Raw genomic sequence first — 20,406 nt, forward strand, 5'->3', positions numbered from 1 at the left:
GACCGAGCTGAACACCACGAGCTGCCCTTCGCCTTGCGCGCGCAGCAGATTCGCCAGGCTGGTGAGGACGCTGACCTGCGCGACGAAATCAATGTGCAGGATCGCCGTCGCGTGGGCGGGGTCTTTCTCGGCACGTCGCTGATCACCGAGCACGCCGAACGCCAGCACCGCGATGCCGATCCGTCCGTGTTCGGCGGCGACCTTCTCCAGCAGCGCCGGATGACTCGCGGTGTCGTCGGCGTCGAACTCGATCGTGTGCACGGCGCTCGCACCGGCGGCCGCGATCTCCGCACGCTGCTCGGCCAGCTCATCGCTGTGTCGCGCCGCGAGAATCACCACCCGCCCCGGCGCCAAGCGCCGCGCCACTTCGAGCCCGATTTCGCTACGCCCGCCCAGGAGCAGCACCGCCCCGTCGACCAACCCACGCGTTCCCATGCGCCACAGTCTGTCACTTGTCCGCCGCGCCATCGCACACCCCGGTGACCTGTTGTCAGCGGTTGTACCGAGCGGTGATGAATGCCGAAGCAGCTTGTCGTAGGTCGCGCGCCGGTGCGAGCCCACCCCTGGCCTCGCCAGAGGTCGGTACGGCGTCGCGGATGGCAAACACGGTCAAGAAGGACATCGATTCGGTCGAGAGCGCTGCCCGGTCGGGCTGCCGCGTGGCGGGTACTCGGCAGGGGCTACGGTCGGAGGATGCCGACCACTACCGCCGAATTGTCGCCCGCCGCCCTCGAGTTCGTCGCCGAACGGCACCTCGCCACGCTGACGACGTTGCGGGCGAATGGGACGCCGCACGTGGTGGCGGTCGGGTTCACCTGGGACCAGGACGCCGGGATCGCCCGCGTGATCACCAACGACGGCTCGGTGAAGGTGCGCAACGTGCGCCGTTCGGGATACGCGGCGGTCAGCCAGGTCGACGGCATCCGGTGGCTCACGCTGGAAGGCCCGGCGACCGTGCTCGACGACCCGGACAGTGTCGCCGACGCGGTGCGGCGGTACGCGGGCCGCTACCGGGTACCCAGGGAGAACCCGACCCGGGTGGTGATCGCCATCCAGGTCCGGCGCGTGCTGTCCAGCAGCACCCTCGTCGCACCGGCTACCGACGGCAAAGCCGAAGGCAACGGCGCCACCGCTTAGCGGTACGGTGGCGACCGCGTCCGCGCGTCACAGCACCGTGAGGCCGTGCGGCTGGTTGTTCAGCGACTCGCTGCCGTCTTCGGTGACGACGACGATGTCCTCGATACGCGCGCCCCACTGGCCGCGGAAGTAGATGCCGGGCTCGACGCTGAAGGCCATGCCCGGCTGCAGGACGAGGTCGTTGCCCGCCACGATGTAGGGCTCCTCGTGCACCGAAAGGCCGATGCCGTGGCCCGTCCGGTGCACGAAGGCGGAACCGAAACCGGCCTCGGTCAACGGATTTCGCGCTGCCGCGTCCACGGCGGCGGCCGTCACACCGGGGCGGACGGCCGCGACCGCCGCCGCTTGGGCGCGCTCGAGCGCGGCGTACCGGGAGGCCACCTCAGCATCGGGTTCCCCCAGCACGTAGGTGCGCGTCGAGTCCGAGTAGTAGCCGGGTTCGACCGGGCCGCCGATATCGATCACCACCACGTCCCCGGACTCGATGCGCCGCTGCGAGACCCCGTGGTGCGGGTCGGCGCCGTGCGGTCCGCTGCCGACGATGACGAACGCCGCCTCGGTGTGCCCCTCCGCCACGATCGCCTCCGCGATGCGGCGTCCGACCTCCGCCTCGGTGCGGCCGACCTGCAGGAACTCCCCCATCCGCGCGTGCACCCGGTCGATCGCCGCACCGGCCCGCCGCAGCGCGTCCACCTCGGCCTGGTCTTTGATCATGCGCAGTTCGCGCAGCACCGGAGTAGCGGACACCGGGAGGCCGGTGAAGGATTCGGCCAGCGGCAGCAGATGCAGCGCGGGCATGGCGTCGGCGACGGCCACCCGGGAACCCACGTGCAGCGCGGACTTCACCAGCGCATACGGGTCGGTTCCGTCGACCCAGTCCAGGACCCGCAAATCCAATTCGCCCGCCGCCGAGGCATCCAGCGAAGCCACTTCCAGTTTCGGGATCACCACCGACGGGGTCGCCCCGTCCGCGGGGATCACCAGGCAGGTCAGCCGCTCGAACGACTCGGCCGCCGACCCGATGAGGTAGCGCAGGTCCGGCCCTGGGGTGATCAGCAGGGCATCCAGATGGGCGGCCCGGATCAGCTCCACCGCCCGCTCCAGCCGAGCACCGTAGACGTCCGCCGCGAACCTGGAATCCGTATGCGAGCTCATTCGTCCGACGTTACCCGCCACGCGTGCCGGAGCAACGCCGAACTTCGCCGGGGGGTGTCGGTGCGGGCGAGTAGCCTCAGCGCGTGACCTCTGTTCCCGGTGCGCCCCTGTTGCTGTTGGACGGTGCCAGTCTCTGGTTCCGCGCCTTTCACGCGATCCCGGAGAAGATCACCGCGCCCGATGGCCGGTCGGTGAACGCGCTGCGCGGTTTCACCGACATGGTGGCTTCACTGATCACCAAGTACGCACCGGCCCGGCTGGTGGTATGCCTCGATCTGGACTGGCGGCCCGCCTACCGGGTTGAGCTGGTGCCGTCGTACAAGGCGCACCGGCTGGACACGTCCCCCGAGGCCGCACCTGGTGCGGAAATGGTTCCCGACAGCCTCACTCCGCAGGTCGAGATGATCCTCGAGGTGCTGGACGCGGCAGGCATCGCCACCGGCGGGGCGGCGGGCCTGGAGGCCGACGATGTCCTCGGCACCCTGGCCACCCGGGAGCGCACCGACGCGGTGATCGTGGTCAGCGGCGACCGCGATCTGCTGCAGCTCGTGCGAGACGATCCCGCGCCGCCCGTGCGGGTGCTCTACGCCGGGCGCGGGCTGGCCAAGGCGGAACTGTTCGGCCCGGCCGAAGTCGCGGCGAAATACGGTGTGCCGGTGCGCAATGCGGGCCCGGCCTACGCCGACCTGGCCACGCTGCGCGGCGACGCCTCCGACGGCTTACCCGGGGTGGCCGGTATCGGCGAGAAGTCCGCAGCCACGCTGATCTCCCGTTTCGGCTCCCTCGACGCGCTGCGCGCCGCGGTCGAGGACCCCGACGCCGAGCTGGCCAACGGCATCCGCGCCCGACTCCGGGCCGCCGAGGACTACCTGAAGGCCGCCGCGCAGGTGGTCCGTGTGGTCCGCGACGCCGACGTCGCGCTCTCCCGCTCCGACGTCCTCCCTGCCGAGCCCGTCGACCCCGACCGGCTACGGGCCCTTGCCACCGCCTACAACGCCGAAAGCCCCGTGACCAGGTTGATCACCGCGCTCGGGGCACGCACCGCCTGAGCCCGATACGAAGGAGCCACGGCGCGCGCCATGGCGATAGGGCCGCGGCGAAGGCGCCACAAGATAAACCGATCCGCGTCCAAGCGGCCGACAGGTCCGCGACGAAGTCGCCAGCCGCACTCGCCCGATCGCCCCCTCGCATCACGGCGCACCCAGGTCGGGCTGCTACCACCCCACGCGACCACCTCGGACAAAGCCCCGTTTTCGAGCGAAGCGAGACCGAGCACGTCCGTTCGCGGCCCGGCTCGCGTCCGAGCGGCCGCCGCGTCCGCGACGCAGTCGCCCAGCGGCGGTCGCTCGGACGCGAGCCACAAGAGGGCCGCGAACACGCCGCGCCGCGGGCGCGGCAAAACAAACACAGTCAGCTGGGCCGGCCGACCTCGTAGGTGCCGTCGTCCTTGGTGATCTTGATGGTGACCTTCTTGGCCTCACCACTGACCTTCACGTCGCACACGAACGTGGCGTCGACCTTGACCTCTTGGCCGGACGGGCAGGACACGTCGCTGACGTCCTGGATGCCGTAGGAGTCCGACAGCACCTTCTTCACGCCGTCCTGCACCGCGGCCTGGTCCAGTTGATCCTTGGCGGTCAGCAGCAGCACGAGGCCGACGATCGCGCCGAGGACGACGACGCCGAGCACGGACAGGCCGATGACCAAACCCTTGCCTTTTCCGCCCTGCGGCGGCGGCTGCTGCGCGGGGGCGCCCCACTGCGGCTGCTGCTGACCCCACTGCTGCTGGCCCTGCTGACCCCAGTCCTGCTGCTGCGGCTGGCCCCATTGCGGCTGCGCCTGGGCGGGCTGCTGACCCCACTGCGGTTGCTGGGGTTGCTGTGGTTGCTGTCCCCACTGCTGCTGCGGCTGACCCCACTGTTGCTGCGGCTGCTGCTCACCCCAGTGCTGGGTCGGCTGGGCCGAGGCCGGTGTCTGCGGTTGACCGCCCCACTGCTGCGTCGGACCCGCGCCGCCGGGCGCCTGCTGTCCACCCCACTGCTGGGTGGGATCGTTGCGTCCCTCCCCGGGTTCGTTCGGTCCGTAAGGGCCGCTCATCTGCTTGCCTCCACTCGCATCGTTGTACACACGGTAGCCCCCCGCATGGGCCTCGTCGCATGACACGACTCTTCCGCCACGGTCGGTACGCGAAAGAAATCAAATCACAATCGAATCCGCCGTGTTGACATTGGCGGCGTTCGCGGTGTCCGCTACGCGCGCCACCGAACCCGTCACCGACACCGGTCAGGCGGCGTCCACCGCGACGACACCCCGCCGGATCGCCCGCACCGCCTTGGCCGCCGTGGCGGCGACCTCCGGGTCGTCGGCGGTGCTGTGGATCTGGTCGAGCAGATCGATCACCTGCCTGCACCAGCGCACGAAGTCGCCCGCCGCCAGCGGTGCGCCCTGATCACCGCTGGCGAGCAGCGACTCGGCCAGCCCGTCGCCGCGCGCCCACTTGTAGACGCCGGTGACGAAGCCCAGATCCGGTTCCCTGGTCGGCGGCAGCTTGTGCCGCGCCTCGTCGGTCCGCAACTCCGACCACACGCCGATGGTCGCGCCGACGGCTCGCCGGATCGGCGCCGTCGGTCCGCTGGCGCCGAGATATCCGCCTTCCTGGCGGGATTCGTACACCAGGATCGACACGACGCCGGCCAACTCGGCCGGACCGAGGCCGCGCCACAGTCCCTGCCGGAGGCATTCGGCGACCAGCAGGTCGCTCTCCGCGTAGATGCGCGCCAGCCTGCGCCCGTCGGGGGTGACCTCGCTGTCGCGGACGAACCCGCGTTCCTCCAGCAGACCGAGGATCCGATCGAAGGTGCGCGCCAACGAGTTCGTGGTCGCGGCGACCTTCTGGCGCATGGACTCGGTTTCCCGGAGCAACCGGTTGTAGCGCTCGCCGACCCGGGCCAGCTGCTCGCGGTCGGGCCGGGTGTGCGCCGGATGCGCGCGCAGGCTGCGACGCAGCGTGGCCAGTTCCCGGTCGTCGGCCGCGGCGGAACGATTGCCGCGCCGCGGCCTGCCCGGCACCGAGATACCGGTGCTGCGCAGCGCCGAGGCCAGGTCGCGGCGGGTACGCGCGGTGCGGTGGTCCACCCGGCGCGGCAGACGCATGTGGCCGAGCGCTTCGGCGGGCACCGGGAAGTCGGCCACCGACACCCGGCCCGCCCACTTGTCCTCGGTGAGCACCAGCGGACGCGGATCCCCCGGCGTCGCGTCCGGCTCCAGGATCACCGCCAGCCCGGCGCGGCGCCCGGAGGGAATGGCCACCACGTCGCCGCGCCGCAAGGCGCCGAGCGCGTCCACCGCCGCGCCCCGCCGGTCGGCGCGGTTCTGCTGGGACAGCTGCCGTTCCCGCTGCTTGATCCGCTCGCGCAGGGCCAAGTAATCCAGGAATCCGCCTTCGGCGCCGCCGAGCTGGTCACGCAGCTTGCGCAGCGCGGCCTCGTTGCGCTCGATGCCGCGCACCAGCCCGACCACCGAGCGGTCCGCCTGGAACTGTGCGAACGACCGCTCCAGCAGGGCACGCGACTCGTCGGCGCCCATCCGGTCGATGAGGTTGATCGACATGTTGTAGCCCGGCCGGAACGAACTGCGCAGCGGATAGGTGCGGGTGGAGGCCAGGCCAGCGACCGCGCTGGTGTCCACCTCTGGCTGCCACAACACCACCGCGTGGCCTTCCACGTCGATACCGCGCCGCCCGGCCCGCCCGGTCAGCTGCGTGTACTCCCCCGGCGTGAGTTCCGCGTGCGATTCGCCGTTGAACTTGACCAGCCGCTCCAGCACGACGGTGCGCGCGGGCATGTTGATGCCCAGAGCCAGTGTCTCGGTGGCGAACACGGCGCGAACCAAGCCGTTGACGAACAGTTCCTCGACGGTGTGCCGGAACGCGGGCAGCATCCCGGCGTGGTGCGCGGCCAAGCCGCGATGCAGCGCTTCGCGCCACTCCCAGTAGCCGAGGATCTCGAGATCGGCCTTGGGCAGGTCACCGGTGTGCTTCTCGATGATCGCGTCGATCTCTTCGGTCTCGTCCGCGCGGCCCAGGTTCAGGCGCGACCGCAGGCACTGCGCGAGCGCGCCGTCGCAGCCCGCGCGGCTGAAGATGAACGTGATGGCCGGCAGCAGGCCCTCCTCGTCCAGCTTGACCAGCACCTCGTGCCGCGGCAGCGGACGGAAATCACGCCGTGGGCCACCTCGGCCGTTGCGCGGGGCGGCCCAGCCGTTCATCCGGTCGGCGGCTTCGCGATGCCGGATGAACCGCACCAGGTCCTCGTCCACGAGGACTTTCTGTTCGGTGGACTTGGTGTCGAACAGGTCGAACATCCGCCGCCCCACCATGACGTGCTGCCACAGCGGCACCGGCCGCGTCTCGTCGACCACGACCGCGGTGTCGCCGCGCACGGTCTCCATCCAGGCACCGAACTCCTCGGCGTTGCTGACCGTGGCCGACAGGCTCACCAGCCGGACATCCGGCGGCAAGTGCAGGATGACTTCCTCCCACACCGCGCCGCGGAACCGGTCGGCGAGGTAGTGCACCTCGTCCATCACCACGTAGGACAGGCCGCGCAGCGCGTCCGAGGAGGCGTACAGCATGTTGCGCAGCACCTCGGTGGTCATCACGACCACCGGCGCGTCCGGGTTGATCGACTGGTCGCCGGTGAGCAGTCCCACGTTGTCGCGGCCGTGCCGCTCGGTGAGGTCGGCGAACTTCTGGTTCGACAGCGCTTTGATCGGCGTGGTGTAGAAACACTTCCCGGCAGCGGCCAGCGCCAGATGTACGGCGAATTCTCCGACGACGGTCTTGCCCGCGCCGGTCGGGGCGCAGACCAGGACGCTGTGGCCCCCCTCGAGCGCCTTACACGCGTCGCGCTGAAATGGATCCAGCCGGAACTTCAGCTCGGCGGAGAATGCGGCCAACTCGCCCGTCTGCGACCGATGATCTGTCACTCGTCAGAGCGTATCGGAGTAGTCCGACACAGGTCGTGCGGATTTCTCCCCCGGAGTCGTGATCGACTCCGCCGGGTCGATCGGCTCGGGCGCGCCCAGCTCGGAGGCTTCCTCATCCGAGAGCGCGCCCCAGCCTTCGCGCTCCTTACGCGCCCGGCGCAGGTCGTTGATCCGGGAGAATTGGATGGCGACCTCGAACAGGACGGTCAGCGCCAGGGCCAGCGCCAGCATGGAGAACGGGTCCTGCGGGGTCACGATGGCGGCGAAGACGAACAGCCCGAACGTGATTCCGCGCCGCCAGGCCTTGAGCTTCTGATAGGTCAGGATCCCGACGAGGTTCAAGCCGATGATCAGCAGCGGGGTCTCGAAGCTGACCCCGAAGATGATCAGCAGCTGGATGATGAAGCTGAAATACTGCGAGCCGCTCAACGCGGTGATCTGCACGTTGTCGCCGATGGTGAGCAGGAAGCTCAACGCGTGCGCGATGACGACGTAGGCCAGCACCGCACCAGCGGTGAACAGCACGGTGCCCGAGGACACGAACCCGATCGCGTACTTGCGTTCCTTGGCGTACAGGCCAGGGGTGATGAACGCCCACAGCTGATACAGCCAGATCGGCGCCGCGAGCACGATACCGGCGGTCATGCCGACCTTCAGGCGCAAGGTGAACTGTTCGAACGGCGCGGTGGCCAGCAGGCGGCATTCCCCGTCGGGGCTCAGCGCCGCGCGCGCCGAGGCGGGCAGCGAGCAGTACGGCCCGCGCAGTATCTCGCCCAGGCTCTCGATGCCCAAGAACGAATGCCCGTACCAGAGGAAACCGAGCACGGTGGTGGCGATCACCGCGGCGATCGAGACCAGCAGGCGGTAGCGCAACTCCTGCAGATGCTCGACCAACGACATGGTGCCGTCGGGATTGGTCCTGCGCTTGCTGCGGCGCGGATCGAACGGGATTCGCATGGTTGGTGATCGCCCCTGGGTTGGTGTGCCTCGCTCGGCTCGGCAACAGCACTACGACCGGAGTGAGTTCTTCCTCACTCCGGCACGAGCGGACCCGCTCAGACCGACTTCGGCTCGGTGCGGGGCTCGGTCGCCGACGGCGTCGCCTGCTGCCCGGCGGGCAGCTGCGGTGCGGGCTGCTGAGCGGAGGCACCCGTGTTCGGCGCGTTGCTCTCGTTCTGCATCTGGCTGACCTCGCTCTTGAAGATGCGCAGCGAGCGGCCCAGGCTGCGGGCCGCGTCGGGCATCCGCTTCGCGCCGAAGAACATCACGAAAACGACCGCAATGATCAGCCAGTGCCAGATGCTCAGACTGCCCATGATCTACCTCCCAAGACTGTGATGTCTCGATGCTACCGGACCGTGACGTGCGCGAACGCCGCCGTCACCGCTAGTTCGCCCGGCGTTCGGCCGACCCGCCCGCCGCGGCGTCGCGCAACTGGCCGAGCAGTTCGGGACCGGTCCAGGTGCGCCGGTCGCCCTGTTCGGCGGCGACGATCAATTCGATCAGCCGCTGATTCACCGGCGTCGGCATCCCGACCATCGCGCCCAGCCCGACGATTTCGCCGCACAGCCAGGAGATCTCGGTCTTGCGTCCCAGCTCCAGATCGTCCGCCATGGATGAGCGCGCCACCGGATCGATGGCCAGGACCTGCCCGGCCACCCGCTGGAACAGGGCGTTGGGGACGGTCAGCAGCGCGGCCATCACACGGGGTGGCAGCGGGGTCAACCGCGCCGGGCGAATGCGCGCCCGTTTCATCGCCGCGAGCGCTTCGCGCTGGGTCAGCGCGAGGCAGCGGCGATAGTCGCGGTCGGCGAGTTCCTCGCGCAGCGGACGCCCGGACAGCGCGTTGATCGGGTTGTTCAGATTGAGCAGCAGCTTCGCCCACTGCACCGCGCGCAGATCCGGATACCGGCGCAAGCCGAGTCCCGCGCGCTCGAACACGTCCAGAAACGGCGCGAGCGCCGGGTCGTCCTGCACCGCGAGGCCGCCTTCGGTGCCGCGGTGGAAGCGTCCGCCGGGATGGTGCACGACGTTGAACATCACCATGCCCGCGAGCACGACGCACTGCGGCAGGATCTCCCGGATCACCGAGTCGTTGCCGATCCCGTTCTGCAGGCTGAGCACCACGGTGCCCGGCCGGATCTTCCCGCTGAGTTCGCGCACCGCCTCCGCTGTTGCCGCCGATTTCACCGTGACGAGCACCAGATCGGCCGATCCGGCGTCATCCGGCTCGGTGGCGACCCGGAACCGGTCCGCCGCGAGCGCGTCGTCGCCGCCGTCGAGGTCGGTGAGCCGCAACCCGGACGCGGTGATCTCGTCGAGCATCCGCCTGCGGCCGACCAGGGTGAGGTCCGCACCGGCCACGCCCAGCTTGCCGCCGACGAAGGTGCCGATGCTGCCCGCGCCGATCACCAGCACGCGACTTCTCACGCCGTTCCCGCCTCTCCTGCCCGGTGGGAGACCGGCACTCGAACCCTCATCGGGCCTCCAGGTATCCGGCTTCCTCGTAAGCCGCCAGGGCGGCGTTCGACCGCTCGCGCACGGCGGCGACCAGTTCCGGCGGACCGAGAACGGTGACGCCTGCGCCGAAACCGAGCAGCAGCCGTGCCATCCAGTCCAGGGTGGCGAACCGCATGGTCGCCTCCAGGCTGCCGTCCGGGTGCACCGCGAGCCGGTGCATCGGGTATTGATCGAGTACCCAAGCGTAGTCGGCGTGGATGCGCAACCGCGCCAGGGGAACGGCCGGATCGTCCTGGAACAGGTCCAGGCCCGCCGTCGCGTCGGTGGCGTGTTTCGGCGGCCGGGCGGGCTCGTCCAGTTCGGTCGCGGCCTCGATCCGGTCGAAGCGGAACAGCCGCACGCCTTCGGCCTGCCTGCACCAGGCTTGCAGATAGCTGTTGTCGTCCACGAGGACGATGCGGATCGGGTCGACGATGCGTTCGGACACGACATCGCGGCTGGCGGAGTAGTACACCAGGCGCACCGCGCGACTGACCGCCAGCGCCGAGCGCACGGCGGCCACGGCGGGCGCTTCCCGCGGCGGCATGCGTGACTGTTCGTCCTCGGCGGGCGCCGACCGGCCCGCGATGGCGGATTCGATCTTGGCGATGGCCGCGTGCGCCGCTGTCGGGTCGACCATGCCGGGCATGTCCACGATCGAGCGCAGCGCGACCAGCAGTGCGGTCGCCTCGGTGGAGGTCAGCCGCAACGGCCGGTCGATACCGGCGGAGAAGGTGACCTCGATGCTCTCCTCGGAGAAGGACAGGTCGATCAGGTCGCCGGGGCCGTACCCGGGCAGCCCGCACATCCACAGCTGGTTGAGGTCGCTCATCAACTGTTTTGTGGTGACACCGAGGTCGGCGGCGGCCTCGGCGGCGCTGATGCCGGGATGGGCGATGAAGTACGGGATCATGTTGAGCAGCCGCGACAGCCGCACCGAGAGCCGGGAACTCATGCCCGCACCTCCGTGTGGTCGAACACCGAGCGCAGCCGGGCGATGACATCGGTCCGGAGGGCCTCGGGAGCGAGCACCACCGCGTCCGGGCCGAGACCGGTGATGAGCCGGGCCAGCCAGTCGCGGGAACGCACCGGCAACTCCACCACGGAACCCGGGCGGCCGCCGATGGTGCGCTCCCCGGTCACCTCGCCGAGCCTGCGGATCTCGCGTCCCCGTCCCTCGGCCACCCAGACCGTGGCCGTCCCGCTGACCGGCGCCGTGCTGGTGACCTGGTCGACGATCGCGCGCAGGTCGACACCCTCCGGCTTGCGGACCGCGTTGCGGGGCCCGTGCGGGGTCACCTCGTCGCCGATCCGGGACAACCGGAAGCTGCGCACCGCGTCGCGGGCCCGGTCGTGCCCGACCAGGTACCACCGGCCGTGGTGGGTGACCACACCCCACGGCTCGACATCGCGCATCAGGTACGGGGCGTTGATCGCGCCGCGGTGCTCGAAGCGCACCGCCTGCCCCGCGTCGATCGCGGCCAGCAGCTTGCCCAGCACCGGTTCCGATCCGCGGGTGCGGGCCGGTACCGCGGGCACCGAAGCCACGGCGGCGTCGGTCTCCACATGGATGCCCGCCGCGCGCAGCTTGAGCAGCGCGCCCTCCGCGGCGGCGGCGAGCTCGGGCGACTCCCACATCTGCACGGCCACCGCGACGGCGGCGGCCTCCTCGTCGGTGAGGTCGATATCGGGCAGTTCGTAGGCGTCCCGGTTGATCCGGTAGCCCTCGATCGTCGAGTACCGGCTCACCGGTCCCACTTCCAGCGGGATACCCAGATCGCGCAGCTCGTTCTTGTCCCGCTCGAACATCCGGCTGAACGCCTCGTCGCTGGCGGAGTCCTCGTATCCGGCGACACTGTCCCGGATCCGCTCAGCGGTCAGGAACTGCCGGGTCGACAGCAGCGCGATGACCAGATTCATCAGCCGCTCGACCTTGGATATCGCCACGCGAGACAGAGTAATCGGCCCGTGGCACGGTAAGCGCCCCGGAGCATGATTCCACTCGGAGTGTTGTCAGGCTATGAGCTCGACGCGGCACGTCAGACCGGGAGCCTTGCTCAGCTCGGCGTCCGAGGTCAGTAACGGGATGACGAGTCGCGTGGCGAGCGCGACGTACAGACCGTCGTAGAGCGTGATGGTATGGCGCAGAAGCCACGCTTCGGAGGCGAGCCAGCCGTGATGGACGTACCGATGATCCACCACCGTGGCCAGCAGGCGTAACCCCGTCGCTGCCGCGGCATCGCTGATCCGTCCTTGCCGCTCGTGACGCCGCAACACGCTGCCGACCTCGGCGTCGATCAGGTGCGGCGCATGACTGATCGACGATTCGAGCAGCTCCACGATCGCCGTCCCCACCGCGTCCTTGCGCAGCAGCGCCGCCGAGAAAAGCGCCACTCCTACATGGACGCGATGAGGCGATCCACGCGCTCGTCGACCGACCGGAACGGGTCCTTGCAGAGCACGGTGCGCTGCGCCTGGTCGTTCAGTTTCAGGTGCACCCAGTCGACGGTGAAGTCGCGTCCCGCCTCCTGGGCGGCGGTGATGAAATCGCCACGCAGCTTGGCCCTGGTGGTCTGCGGCGGGGTGTCGACCGCGGCGTCCACGGCCTCGTCCTCGGTGACGCGCTTGGCCAGACCCTTACGCTGCAGCAGGTCGAACACACCGCGTCCGCGCTTGATGTCGTGGTAGGCCAGGTCCAGCTGAGCGATCTTGGGATCGGACAGTTCCATGCCGTACCGGTCCTGATACCGCTGGAACAGTTTCCGCTTGATCACCCAGTCGATCTCGGTGTCGACCTTCGCGAAATCCTGCGCCTCGACCGCGTCCAGGGTCCGTCCCCACAGGTCGACCACCTGGTCGATCTGCGGATCGCGGTCCCGGTTACGCAGGTGCTCCACCGCGCGGGCGTAGTACTCCCGCTGAATGTCCAGCGCGCTGGCCTGCCTGCCGCCGGCCAAGCGCACCGGTCGGCGGCCGGTCAGATCATGGCTGACCTCGCGGATCGCGCGGATCGGGTTGTCCAGGGCGAAGTCGCGGAACGACACGCCCGCCTCGATCATCTCCAGCACCAGGGCGGCCGTGCCGACCTTGAGCATGGTGGTGGTCTCGGACATGTTGGAGTCGCCGACGATCACGTGCAGGCGGCGGTACTTCTCCGCGTCGGCGTGCGGCTCGTCGCGGGTGTTGATGATCGGCCGCGAGCGGGTGGTCGCCGAGGAGACGCCCTCCCAAATGTGCTCGGCGCGCTGCGACAGGCAGAAGGTGGCGGCCTTCGGCGTCTGCAGTACCTTGCCCGCGCCGCAGATCAGCTGGCGGGTCACCAGGAACGGCAGCAGCACATCCGAGATCCGGGAGAACTCGCCCGCACGGACCACGAGGAAGTTCTCGTGGCAGCCGTAGGAGTTGCCCGCGGAGTCGGTGTTGTTCTTGAACAGATAGATGTCGCCGCCGATGCCTTCTTCGGCCAGACGCTGCTCGGCGTCGATCAGCAATTCCTCCAGGACCCGCTCGCCCGCACGGTCGTGGGTCACCAGTTGCGCCAGGTTGTCGCACTCCGCGGTCGCGTACTCCGGGTGCGACCCGACATCGAGGTAGAGCCGGGCACCGTTGCGGAGGAACACGTTCGAGCTACGGCCCCAGGACACCACCCGGCGGAACAGATACCGGGCCACCTCGTCGGGGGACAGTCGACGGTGACCGTGGAAGGTGCATGTCACACCGAACTCGGTCTCGATCCCCATAATTCGTCGCTGCACACCATCGACATTACAGCCATGTCAGGGTGTTGCGTGGGGCACCGAACAACCCGTATGCATACGTCTTCACAACGATTTGGCCCGCTTTGTCGGAATTTGCGCGCCCGAAATGGGGGTTGCGCCGGAGGATGGACACCTCGGCGCCACATACGGGCATGACGACACGGCCCGCGAACGAGCGTCGTTCGCGGGCCGTCGCGCCTTTCCTCGGCCGGTGGCTCACTCCGCGGAGGGAGTGTCCTCCCCCGAGGCTTCCTCGTCCTTCGACGCGGGTTTGCCGTCCTTCGACGCGGATGCATCGGCCTTCGGGCTCAGCAAACGCTCCAGCGCGGCGTTGGTGACCCGGCGGAACGCGCGGCGTGGACGCGCCTGCTCCAGGGTGGCGACCTCGAGCGAGCTCACCCCGAGCACCCGCTTCTCCTTCTCCGCGCCCTCCGGCACGCCCGCCTGCAGCGCGCGCACCGCGACGCCGACCGCCGCGGCCAGGTCCAGACCCGGCTGGTAGGACGACTTCAGCGCGGTGACGATCGGCTCGGTGGTGCCGCCCATCACCACGAACTCCCGCTCGTCCACGATCGACCCGTCGAAGGTGATCCGGTACAGCACCGACTGCGCGGCCTGCTCCGGATAGCCCACCTCGGCCACGCAGATCTCCACCTCGTACGGCTTGAGCTGGTCGGTGAATATCGTGCCGAGGGTCTGCGCGTAGGCGTTGGCCAGCGCCCGGCCGGTGACGTCGCGGCGGTCGTACTGATAGCCGCGGATATCGGCCTGCAGGATGCCGCCCCGGCGCAGATTCTCGAACTCGTTGTACTTACCGACCGCGGCGAACCCGACCCGGTCGTAGAGCTCACTCACCTTGTGCAGCGTCGCGGACGGGTTCTCCGCGACGAACAGCACACCCTTGTCGTAGGTCAGCACCACGACGCTGCGCCCCCGAGCGATGCCTTTGCGCGCCAGCTCGGTCTTGTCGCGCATGATCTGCTCGGCCGACGCGTAGTACGGCAACGTCATGATCAGGCGCTCCTTTCCTCGGCCGCCTCGCGGTCGGCGACGATCCCGCGGGTGATCTCCGCGAGCCGCGACTCGGCCACCTCGACCGCACCCTCCTCATCGATCATGATCGCCGTCGGGAAGATGCCGCGCACCAGATCCGGGCCCCCCGTCGCGGTGTCGTCGTCGGCCGCGTCGAAGAGCGACTCGACGGCGATGCGCAACGCGCGGTCATGATCGATTCCCTTGGCGTACAACTTCTTCAGCGCGGACTTCGCGAACACCGAGCCGGAACCGACCGCGGCGTATCCGAAACGTTCCTCGCTGCGTCCACCCACCACATCGAACGACACGATGCGACCCGCCTTGTCCGGATCGGTGGCGTCGAGGTCGTAGCCGACCAGCATCGGCACCACCGCCAGACCCTGCAGGGCCGCCGGCAAATTCTCCCGCACCATCTTCGACAGCTTGTTCGCCTTGCCGTCGAAGGTCAGCGGTACGCCCTCGAGCTTCTCGTAGTGCTCCAGCTCCACCGCGAAGATCCGCACCATCTCCACCGCCATGCCCGCGGTGCCCGCGATGCCCGCGGCGGAGTAGCTGTCGGTGATGTACACCTTTTCGATGTCCCGGCTGGCCAACAGGTTTCCCTGGGTGGCGCGCCGGTCACCGGCGATCAGTACACCGCCGCGGTAGCTGACCGCGACAATGGTGGTGCCGTGCGGAGCGATGTCCTTCGCGGAAGTGCCGCCGGAGATTCCGGCGGCACCCTGTCCGAACCTCATGGCTGGCAAGAGGTCCGGAGCATGCATGCGGAGGTAGTCGGAGAAGGAGGAGAGGGCGTACCCCAGGTGGAGCCGCGAGGGGTCACCGACTGTCACTGGCCACCTTTCTGCACGTACGCGCGGACGAAGTCCTCGGCGTTCTCCTCGAGCACGTCATCGATCTCGTCGAGCAGGTCGTCGGTTTCCTCCGCCAGCTTCTCGCGGCGCTCCTGACCGGCGGCGTCTACACCGTCCGGGCCCTCGTCCTCGTCGCCGCCCCCGGCGCGCTTGGTCTGCTCTTGTGCCATGGCAGCCGACCTCCTCTGTCCTCATCATGACGGGACCCATCGTGAGCACGATCCCGATCATGAGCATTGTCCGTGCTCGTCCCTCAACACTACCTACCAGCGCCGACAGTGTGCCGATTTTGTCGCCGCGCTGTGTCAGGTGGTCAGTTGCTCGACCAGGTCGGCGGCGGTGTCCACCCCGTCGAGCAGCTTGCCGACATGCGCCTTCGTGCCGCGGCGCGGTTCCAGGGTGGGGATGCGCACCAGGGAATCGCCGCCCAGGTCGAAGATCACCGAGTCCCAGCTCGCGGCCGCGATATCGGCGCCGAAGCGACGCAGGCATTCGCCGCGGAAGTACGCGCGGGTGTCGGTGGGCGGGTTGGTCATGGCGTCCAGCACCTGCTGTTCGGTGACCAGTCGCTTCATCGAGCCACGGGCGACCAGGCGGTTGTAGAGGCCCTTGTCCAGCCGCACGTCGGAGTACTGCAGGTCCATCAGGTGCAGCTTGGGGGCCGCCCAGCCCAGGCCCTCCCGGTGGCGCATGCCCTCGAGCAGGCGCAGCTTGGCGGGCCAGTCCAGCAGGTTCGCGCACTCCATCGGGTCGCGTTCGAGCAGGTCCAGCACCATGGCCCAGTTCTCGATGATGTCCTGCACGCGCTTGTCGTCGTTGCCGGTGCGGTCGACGAACTTGATCACCCGGTCCAGGTAGACGCGCTGCAGCGCCAGGCCGGTGAGCTCGCGCCCGTCGGCGAGCGCGACGGTCGCGCGCAGCGTCGGGTCGTGGCTGATCGTGTGCACCGCGGTGACCGGGCGGGCCAGTTGCAGATCCGACAGGTCCTCGCCCGCCTCGATCAGGTCGAGCACCAGGGCGGTGGTGCCGACCTTCAGGTAGGTCGACATCTCGGCCAGGTTCGCGTCGCCGATGATGACGTGCAGGCGGCGGTACTTGTCGGCGTCGGCGTGCGGTTCGTCGCGCGTGTTGATGATCCCGCGCTTGAGCGTGGTCTCCAGACCGACCTCGACCTCGATGTAGTCCGAGCGCTGGGACAGCTGGAACCCCGCCTGATCGCCGGACTGGCCGATGCCGACCCGGCCGGACCCGCAGACCACCTGGCGGGACACGAAGAACGGCGTGAGCCCGACGATGATCTGGTTGAACGGCGTCTCCCGGCTCATGAGGTAGTTCTCGTGCGTGCCGTAGGAGGCGCCCTTGCCGTCGACATTGTTCTTGTACAGCTGTAGCCGTGGCGCCCCCGGAACGCTGGAGGCGTGCCGTGCCGCGGCCTCCATCACCCGCTCGCCGGCCTTGTCCCAGATCACCGCGTCCAGCGGGTCGGTGACCTCCGGCGCGGAGTATTCCGGGTGGGCGTGGTCCACGTAGAGCCGTGCGCCGTTGGTGAGGATCATGTTGGCCGCACCGACCTCGTCGGCGTCGATCACCGGAGCCGGTCCGTTCATCCGGCTCAGGTCGAATCCCCGCGCGTCACGCAGCGGCGACTCCACCTCGTAGTCCCAGCGGGTGCGCTTCGCGCGCGGTACGCCCTCGGCCGCGGCGTAGGCCAGAACCGCCTGCGTGGAGGTGAGGATCGGGTTGGCCGACGGCTCGGTTGGGGTCGAGATGCCGTATTCGACCTCGATTCCGATGATGCGCTGCATGGTGTCGAGCCTAGGCGACGCGGCCCGCCGTACCCGCCGCGACCGGCGGAGTTGAATGTCATACCGCAGGTGGTACTTACGGAGGACCCGTCGCGGCGCAGGTCGGCGCGATAGTCTGGGCATGACCGAATCGATCGCCGACACGCGCGGCGACACGCCGGGCCGCCGCGGCGCGGCGGCTGCGCGGAACTCATCAGCACCCGCCCGACTCGTCGCCTTGGACGTGCTACGCGGCATCGCCATTCTCGGCACGCTCGGCACCAATATCTGGATCCTGACCGATCCGCAGGGACTGGTCGGCTACCTCCAAGAGCTGGGCCGGTCATCCGGCGGATGGATGTGGACCGAACGGGTCCTCCAGCAACTGACGCAGGGCAAATTCCTCGGGCTGCTCACCATCATGTTCGGCATCGGCCTGGCCATCCAGCAACGCTCGGCGACCAGAGCAGGGCGGCGCTGGCCGGGCAAGTACCCGTGGCGCGCGGGACTGCTGTTCCTGGACGGCCTGCTGAACTTCGTGTTCGTCGCCGAGTTCGACGTGCTGATGGGCTACGCCGTGACCGGCTTGGTCGTCGCGTTCGTACTCGCCACCGGAGAGCGCGCGCAGCGACGCTGGCTGGTCGCGGCGGCAAGTGTGCACGTCGCCATGCTGACCGCGATCGCGATCGTCATCGCCATTGTCGACCGAGGGGATTCGGCAGTGGATCGGACACTGGACCCGAACCCGTACGCCGACGGGTCGTTCTGGGATCTCGCGTTGTTCCGGCTGGAGAATGCGGGCCTGTTCCGAATCGAGGCAGTTTTCGTGTTCGCGATGTCGGTCGCGCTGTTCCTGGTGGGCGCCCGGCTGTTCCGTGCGGGGGTGTTCGGACCGGAGGGCGCGCGGATCCGCAAGCGGCTCATGGCCATCGGCTTGGGCGTTGCCGCGCCGATCGACCTGATCGCCGGTATCGCGGGTGGCGGCGATCTCATCCTGTTCACCCGCTACGGCAGCGCTCCGTTCGTCTCCCTCGGCATTCTCGCGGCGGCAGCCGAGTGGTACGTCCGGCGGCCCGAGGCCGGATTCGCCGGGCGGCGCCTCAGCGAGATCGGCCGGACCGCGCTCAGCTGCTACATCCTGCAGAATCTGGTGGCGTCGGTCCTGTGCTACGGCTGGGGATTCGGGCTCGCCGCCCGCGTCTCGACCGGCGACCGGGTTCCGTTCACCGTCGGGGTCTATCTGCTGGTGGCGCTGATCATCGCCGTCGGCGCACACCTGTGCTTGCGCCGCTTCGAGCGGGGGCCGGTGGAGTGGCTGTGGCAAGTCGGCTACCGGGCACTGGCCCGGGAGCGATGACGTCCACCAGATACTCGCACGGACGAATCCGGCTGCGTCACTTCCCTCTCGCCGGATCACAGGAGCGAACTCATCGCGTTGGCCGTCGAACTCCACCGCTCGGCGGCTCGGCCGACTTCGGAGCGGAACCGGACCGCGTAACCGCACGGACCGACCGGCTGGTCGCGCGCTGAGCAACTGCTGCACGTTCGCCAGATCCTGGCACGAGCAGAACTCGCGAATCCGCCGGACCAGGAGCGGCAAGATCCGCCGGCCCACCCACCGTCGAACTGGGGCAGAATCGAACGTATGGCAACGGCAACCTGGCACGGCCGCGTCCTCGCGACCAGCGACGACACCATCATCGTCGAGGGCAACCACTACTTCCCGCCGGATTCGGTGCGCTCGGAGTTCTTCCAGCCCTCCGACACCAATACGTTCTGCCCGTGGAAGGGCACCGCCAGCTACTACACCGTGGTGGTCGACGGCGAGACCAACCCCGACGCCGCGTGGTACTACCCCGACCCGAAGCCCAAGGCCGCGCAGATCAAGGATTACGTCGCCTTCTGGCGCGGTGTGGACGTGATCGACAACTGACCCGGAATCCGCCTCGGCCCCGCACGCCGGGTCGCTGCGCGCGCCTCGTTCCGAGTCCGCGTGGCGAGTCGGCGGGTGACATGTCCTCGACCGGTGCGTGACGCCGAGTCGGCGGGCGAGTTCGCTCCACATGCGAGCGGCGATCGGCACAGCGCGAACGCCGCGTGCGCGAAAACGCTGGTTGTCGACGGTGACCTGGCCGCGCAGGTCGGCGCCTTCGTCGACGATCTCCTCGAGGCGAAAATGGCTCGCGTTCAGCCCATCCGGTTCTCTATCGTCGTTCTCGGTTGCGCAAGGGGCGCACCGGATTCTCCGGATCGCGTTCCCCGCGTCGGCGCAGCCACGTCCTTCAGGTGGGCGCAGACCTTTCAAGTCTGTTGGGGTTCGATTCCTCTCCCGATGTCCTCCGCCATGGCCACATGCGCCAGACGCGGCCCTGCGGGCCGACCGGCACCGTCCGGCCACGCCCCCGCCGCGTCTCCGCGGCCGTGGCGGAGGCATCCGAAGGACAACGCGGACAACGACTTTCGGGGGAAGGAGTGAGACCATGTACACCACGGTGATGGAGTGGCAGCGCACGCTGCTGTACCGGGACGGCACGCTGGAGCGGGTTCTGGAGCCGGGACGGCACCGGTACGACGCGAAGCGCTGCACGCTGATCGAGATCGACATGCGCCCCCGGCTGCTGTACGTCACCGGGCAGGAGTTGCTCACCCGCGACGGGCTCGCACTGCGCGCCAGCTACACCGCGCAGTGGCAGGTCACCGACCCGGCCGCGTTCACCACGGGCGCGCAGAACGCGGAGACGGTGCTGTACGCCGCGGTCCAGGACGCCGCCCGCGGCGCGGTCGCCGCGCACACGCTCGAGGAGCTCATCGCCGATCGCGGCTTGCTCACCGGTGATCCCGGCGAGATCGGGGCGGCCGTGGCGAACCTGGGCATCCGGGTCGACGGAGTTCGCGCTCGCGATCTGATGCTGCCCGGCGAACTGCGCAAGGCGGCGCTGGAGACGGTGCTGGCCAAGGAACGCGGCCGCGCCGAACTGGAGAAGGCGCGTGCGGAGGCGGCGGCGTTGCGCTCGCTGGCCAATACCGCGCGGCTGCTCGAGCAGCACCCGGCGCTGCTGCGCCTGCGGACGCTCCAGGTCGCGACCGTGCCCGGTGCCCAGGTGGTGCTGGACCCGCGCGACAACGCCTGACCGCCACGCGACACCACCGCCCGGACGTCGAGCCGTTGGACAAGGCCACGGCTCGGCGTTCGCGGGT

Annotated in this window: 20 protein-coding genes; 5 read left to right on the top strand and 15 right to left on the bottom strand. The window is 69.2% G+C overall.

Annotated elements, in window-relative coordinates:
- Window positions 1-435, bottom strand: a 435-nt coding sequence (locus ON34_RS14120; RefSeq protein WP_040779534.1) for an SDR family NAD(P)-dependent oxidoreductase, incomplete at its 3' end; no start/stop codon positions are given.
- A 258-nt stretch (window positions 436-693) separates the two neighbouring features.
- Here ON34_RS14120 and ON34_RS14125 point away from each other — a divergent pair.
- On the top strand, window positions 694-1,137 hold the full coding sequence (locus ON34_RS14125; RefSeq protein WP_040779535.1) for a PPOX class F420-dependent oxidoreductase: 444 nt from the start codon (window positions 694-696) through the stop codon (window positions 1,135-1,137).
- 27 nt (window positions 1,138-1,164) lie between these two features.
- On the opposite strand, the gene ON34_RS14130 is transcribed toward ON34_RS14125, so the two are convergent.
- The gene (locus tag ON34_RS14130; protein WP_040779536.1) at window positions 1,165-2,292 is read right to left on the bottom strand and encodes a M24 family metallopeptidase; all 1,128 of its coding nucleotides are present in this window, start codon (window positions 2,290-2,292) and stop codon (window positions 1,165-1,167) included.
- Between the two features lie 83 nt (window positions 2,293-2,375).
- Here ON34_RS14130 and ON34_RS14135 point away from each other — a divergent pair, with 83 nt between their 5' ends.
- Window positions 2,376-3,341 (top strand): 5'-3' exonuclease, encoded by a 966-nt coding sequence (locus ON34_RS14135; RefSeq protein WP_040779537.1) that lies wholly within the window; start codon window positions 2,376-2,378, stop codon window positions 3,339-3,341.
- A gap of 361 nt (window positions 3,342-3,702) precedes the next feature.
- Here the strand turns inward: ON34_RS14135 and ON34_RS34590 are convergent, their stop codons facing one another.
- The 13 genes from ON34_RS34590 to dop all read right to left on the bottom strand — a co-directional run bounded on the left by ON34_RS34590 (window position 3,703) and on the right by dop (window position 17,229).
- The gene (locus ON34_RS34590; RefSeq protein WP_051022570.1) at window positions 3,703-4,389 is read right to left on the bottom strand and encodes a DUF4333 domain-containing protein; all 687 of its coding nucleotides are present in this window, start codon (window positions 4,387-4,389) and stop codon (window positions 3,703-3,705) included.
- 186 nt (window positions 4,390-4,575) lie between these two features.
- Window positions 4,576-7,278 carry a DEAD/DEAH box helicase gene (locus ON34_RS14150; protein ID WP_040779538.1) on the bottom strand — a complete coding sequence of 901 codons (2,703 nt, stop codon included), beginning with the start codon at window positions 7,276-7,278 and terminating at the stop codon, window positions 4,576-4,578.
- Between the two features lie 3 nt (window positions 7,279-7,281).
- Complete coding sequence (tatC, locus tag ON34_RS14155) at window positions 7,282-8,235, bottom strand: twin-arginine translocase subunit TatC (RefSeq protein ID WP_040779540.1); 954 nt, start codon at window positions 8,233-8,235, stop codon at window positions 7,282-7,284.
- A 98-nt stretch (window positions 8,236-8,333) separates the two neighbouring features.
- Window positions 8,334-8,594, bottom strand: coding sequence for a Sec-independent protein translocase subunit TatA (gene tatA / locus ON34_RS14160; RefSeq protein ID WP_040779541.1), 261 nt, complete (start codon window positions 8,592-8,594; stop codon window positions 8,334-8,336).
- A 70-nt stretch (window positions 8,595-8,664) separates the two neighbouring features.
- Window positions 8,665-9,708: a 2-dehydropantoate 2-reductase gene (locus ON34_RS14165; RefSeq protein ID WP_040779542.1), complete on the bottom strand. Its 1,044-nt coding sequence runs from the start codon at window positions 9,706-9,708 to the stop codon at window positions 8,665-8,667.
- 46 nt (window positions 9,709-9,754) lie between these two features.
- A complete protein-coding gene (locus ON34_RS14170; protein WP_040779543.1) occupies window positions 9,755-10,732 on the bottom strand; it encodes a helix-turn-helix transcriptional regulator in 978 nt (325 codons plus the stop codon).
- A complete protein-coding gene (locus ON34_RS14175; protein ID WP_083889420.1) occupies window positions 10,729-11,724 on the bottom strand; it encodes a helix-turn-helix transcriptional regulator in 996 nt (331 codons plus the stop codon). Before ON34_RS14175 ends, ON34_RS14170 begins: the two co-directional genes overlap by 4 nt.
- Window positions 11,725-11,790: 66 nt before the next feature.
- The gene (locus tag ON34_RS14180; protein ID WP_040779544.1) at window positions 11,791-12,171 is read right to left on the bottom strand and encodes a type II toxin-antitoxin system VapC family toxin; all 381 of its coding nucleotides are present in this window, start codon (window positions 12,169-12,171) and stop codon (window positions 11,791-11,793) included.
- A gap of 2 nt (window positions 12,172-12,173) precedes the next feature.
- Window positions 12,174-13,532, bottom strand: coding sequence for a Pup--protein ligase (gene pafA, locus ON34_RS14185; protein WP_174186519.1), 1,359 nt, complete (start codon window positions 13,530-13,532; stop codon window positions 12,174-12,176).
- Between the two features lie 219 nt (window positions 13,533-13,751).
- Window positions 13,752-14,546: a proteasome subunit alpha gene (gene prcA / locus ON34_RS14190; RefSeq protein WP_040779550.1), complete on the bottom strand. Its 795-nt coding sequence runs from the start codon at window positions 14,544-14,546 to the stop codon at window positions 13,752-13,754.
- Window positions 14,547-14,548: 2 nt separating this feature from the next.
- Window positions 14,549-15,403, bottom strand: a complete 855-nt coding sequence (gene prcB, locus ON34_RS14195) for a proteasome subunit beta (RefSeq protein ID WP_040779552.1) — start codon at window positions 15,401-15,403, stop codon at window positions 14,549-14,551.
- Window positions 15,400-15,594: a ubiquitin-like protein Pup gene (locus tag ON34_RS14200; protein ID WP_014986166.1), complete on the bottom strand. Its 195-nt coding sequence runs from the start codon at window positions 15,592-15,594 to the stop codon at window positions 15,400-15,402. The genes prcB and ON34_RS14200 overlap by 4 nt, the downstream gene beginning before the upstream one ends.
- 135 nt (window positions 15,595-15,729) lie before the next feature.
- On the bottom strand, window positions 15,730-17,229 hold the full coding sequence (gene dop, locus ON34_RS14205) for a depupylase/deamidase Dop (RefSeq protein WP_040779556.1): 1,500 nt from the start codon (window positions 17,227-17,229) through the stop codon (window positions 15,730-15,732).
- A gap of 121 nt (window positions 17,230-17,350) precedes the next feature.
- On the opposite strand from dop, the gene ON34_RS14210 reads away from it, so the two are divergent.
- From ON34_RS14210 to ON34_RS36055, 3 genes are all read left to right on the top strand, one after another.
- On the top strand, window positions 17,351-18,565 hold the full coding sequence (locus tag ON34_RS14210; RefSeq protein ID WP_040779558.1) for a DUF418 domain-containing protein: 1,215 nt from the start codon (window positions 17,351-17,353) through the stop codon (window positions 18,563-18,565).
- Between the two features lie 288 nt (window positions 18,566-18,853).
- On the top strand, window positions 18,854-19,141 hold the full coding sequence (locus ON34_RS14215; protein ID WP_040779560.1) for a DUF427 domain-containing protein: 288 nt from the start codon (window positions 18,854-18,856) through the stop codon (window positions 19,139-19,141).
- 547 nt (window positions 19,142-19,688) lie between these two features.
- Window positions 19,689-20,339, top strand: a complete 651-nt coding sequence (locus tag ON34_RS36055; RefSeq protein WP_040779562.1) for a slipin family protein — start codon at window positions 19,689-19,691, stop codon at window positions 20,337-20,339.
- Window positions 20,340-20,406: the final 67 nt, after the last annotated feature.

The sequence above is a fragment of the Nocardia pneumoniae NBRC 100136 genome (genome assembly GCF_000308755.1).
GTDB classification, from domain to species: domain Bacteria; phylum Actinomycetota; class Actinomycetes; order Mycobacteriales; family Mycobacteriaceae; genus Nocardia; species Nocardia pneumoniae.

Excerpts from the sequence above, each read along its gene's own strand:
- ON34_RS14125 (WP_040779535.1), top strand. The coding sequence starts at position 694 with ATGCCGACCACTACCGCCGAATTGTCGCCCGCCGCCCTCGAGTTCGTC.
- ON34_RS14130 (WP_040779536.1), bottom strand. The coding sequence starts at position 2,292 with ATGAGCTCGCATACGGATTCCAGGTTCGCGGCGGACGTCTACGGTGCT.
- ON34_RS34590 (WP_051022570.1), bottom strand. The coding sequence starts at position 4,389 with ATGAGCGGCCCTTACGGACCGAACGAACCCGGGGAGGGACGCAACGAT.
- tatC (WP_040779540.1), bottom strand. The coding sequence starts at position 8,235 with ATGCGAATCCCGTTCGATCCGCGCCGCAGCAAGCGCAGGACCAATCCC.
- tatA (WP_040779541.1), bottom strand. The coding sequence starts at position 8,594 with ATGGGCAGTCTGAGCATCTGGCACTGGCTGATCATTGCGGTCGTTTTC.
- ON34_RS14170 (WP_040779543.1), bottom strand. The coding sequence starts at position 10,732 with ATGAGTTCCCGGCTCTCGGTGCGGCTGTCGCGGCTGCTCAACATGATC.
- prcA (WP_040779550.1), bottom strand. The coding sequence starts at position 14,546 with ATGACGTTGCCGTACTACGCGTCGGCCGAGCAGATCATGCGCGACAAG.
- ON34_RS14200 (WP_014986166.1), bottom strand. The coding sequence starts at position 15,594 with ATGGCACAAGAGCAGACCAAGCGCGCCGGGGGCGGCGACGAGGACGAG.
- dop (WP_040779556.1), bottom strand. The coding sequence starts at position 17,229 with ATGCAGCGCATCATCGGAATCGAGGTCGAATACGGCATCTCGACCCCA.
- ON34_RS14210 (WP_040779558.1), top strand. The coding sequence starts at position 17,351 with ATGACCGAATCGATCGCCGACACGCGCGGCGACACGCCGGGCCGCCGC.
- ON34_RS14215 (WP_040779560.1), top strand. The coding sequence starts at position 18,854 with ATGGCAACGGCAACCTGGCACGGCCGCGTCCTCGCGACCAGCGACGAC.
- ON34_RS36055 (WP_040779562.1), top strand. The coding sequence starts at position 19,689 with ATGTACACCACGGTGATGGAGTGGCAGCGCACGCTGCTGTACCGGGAC.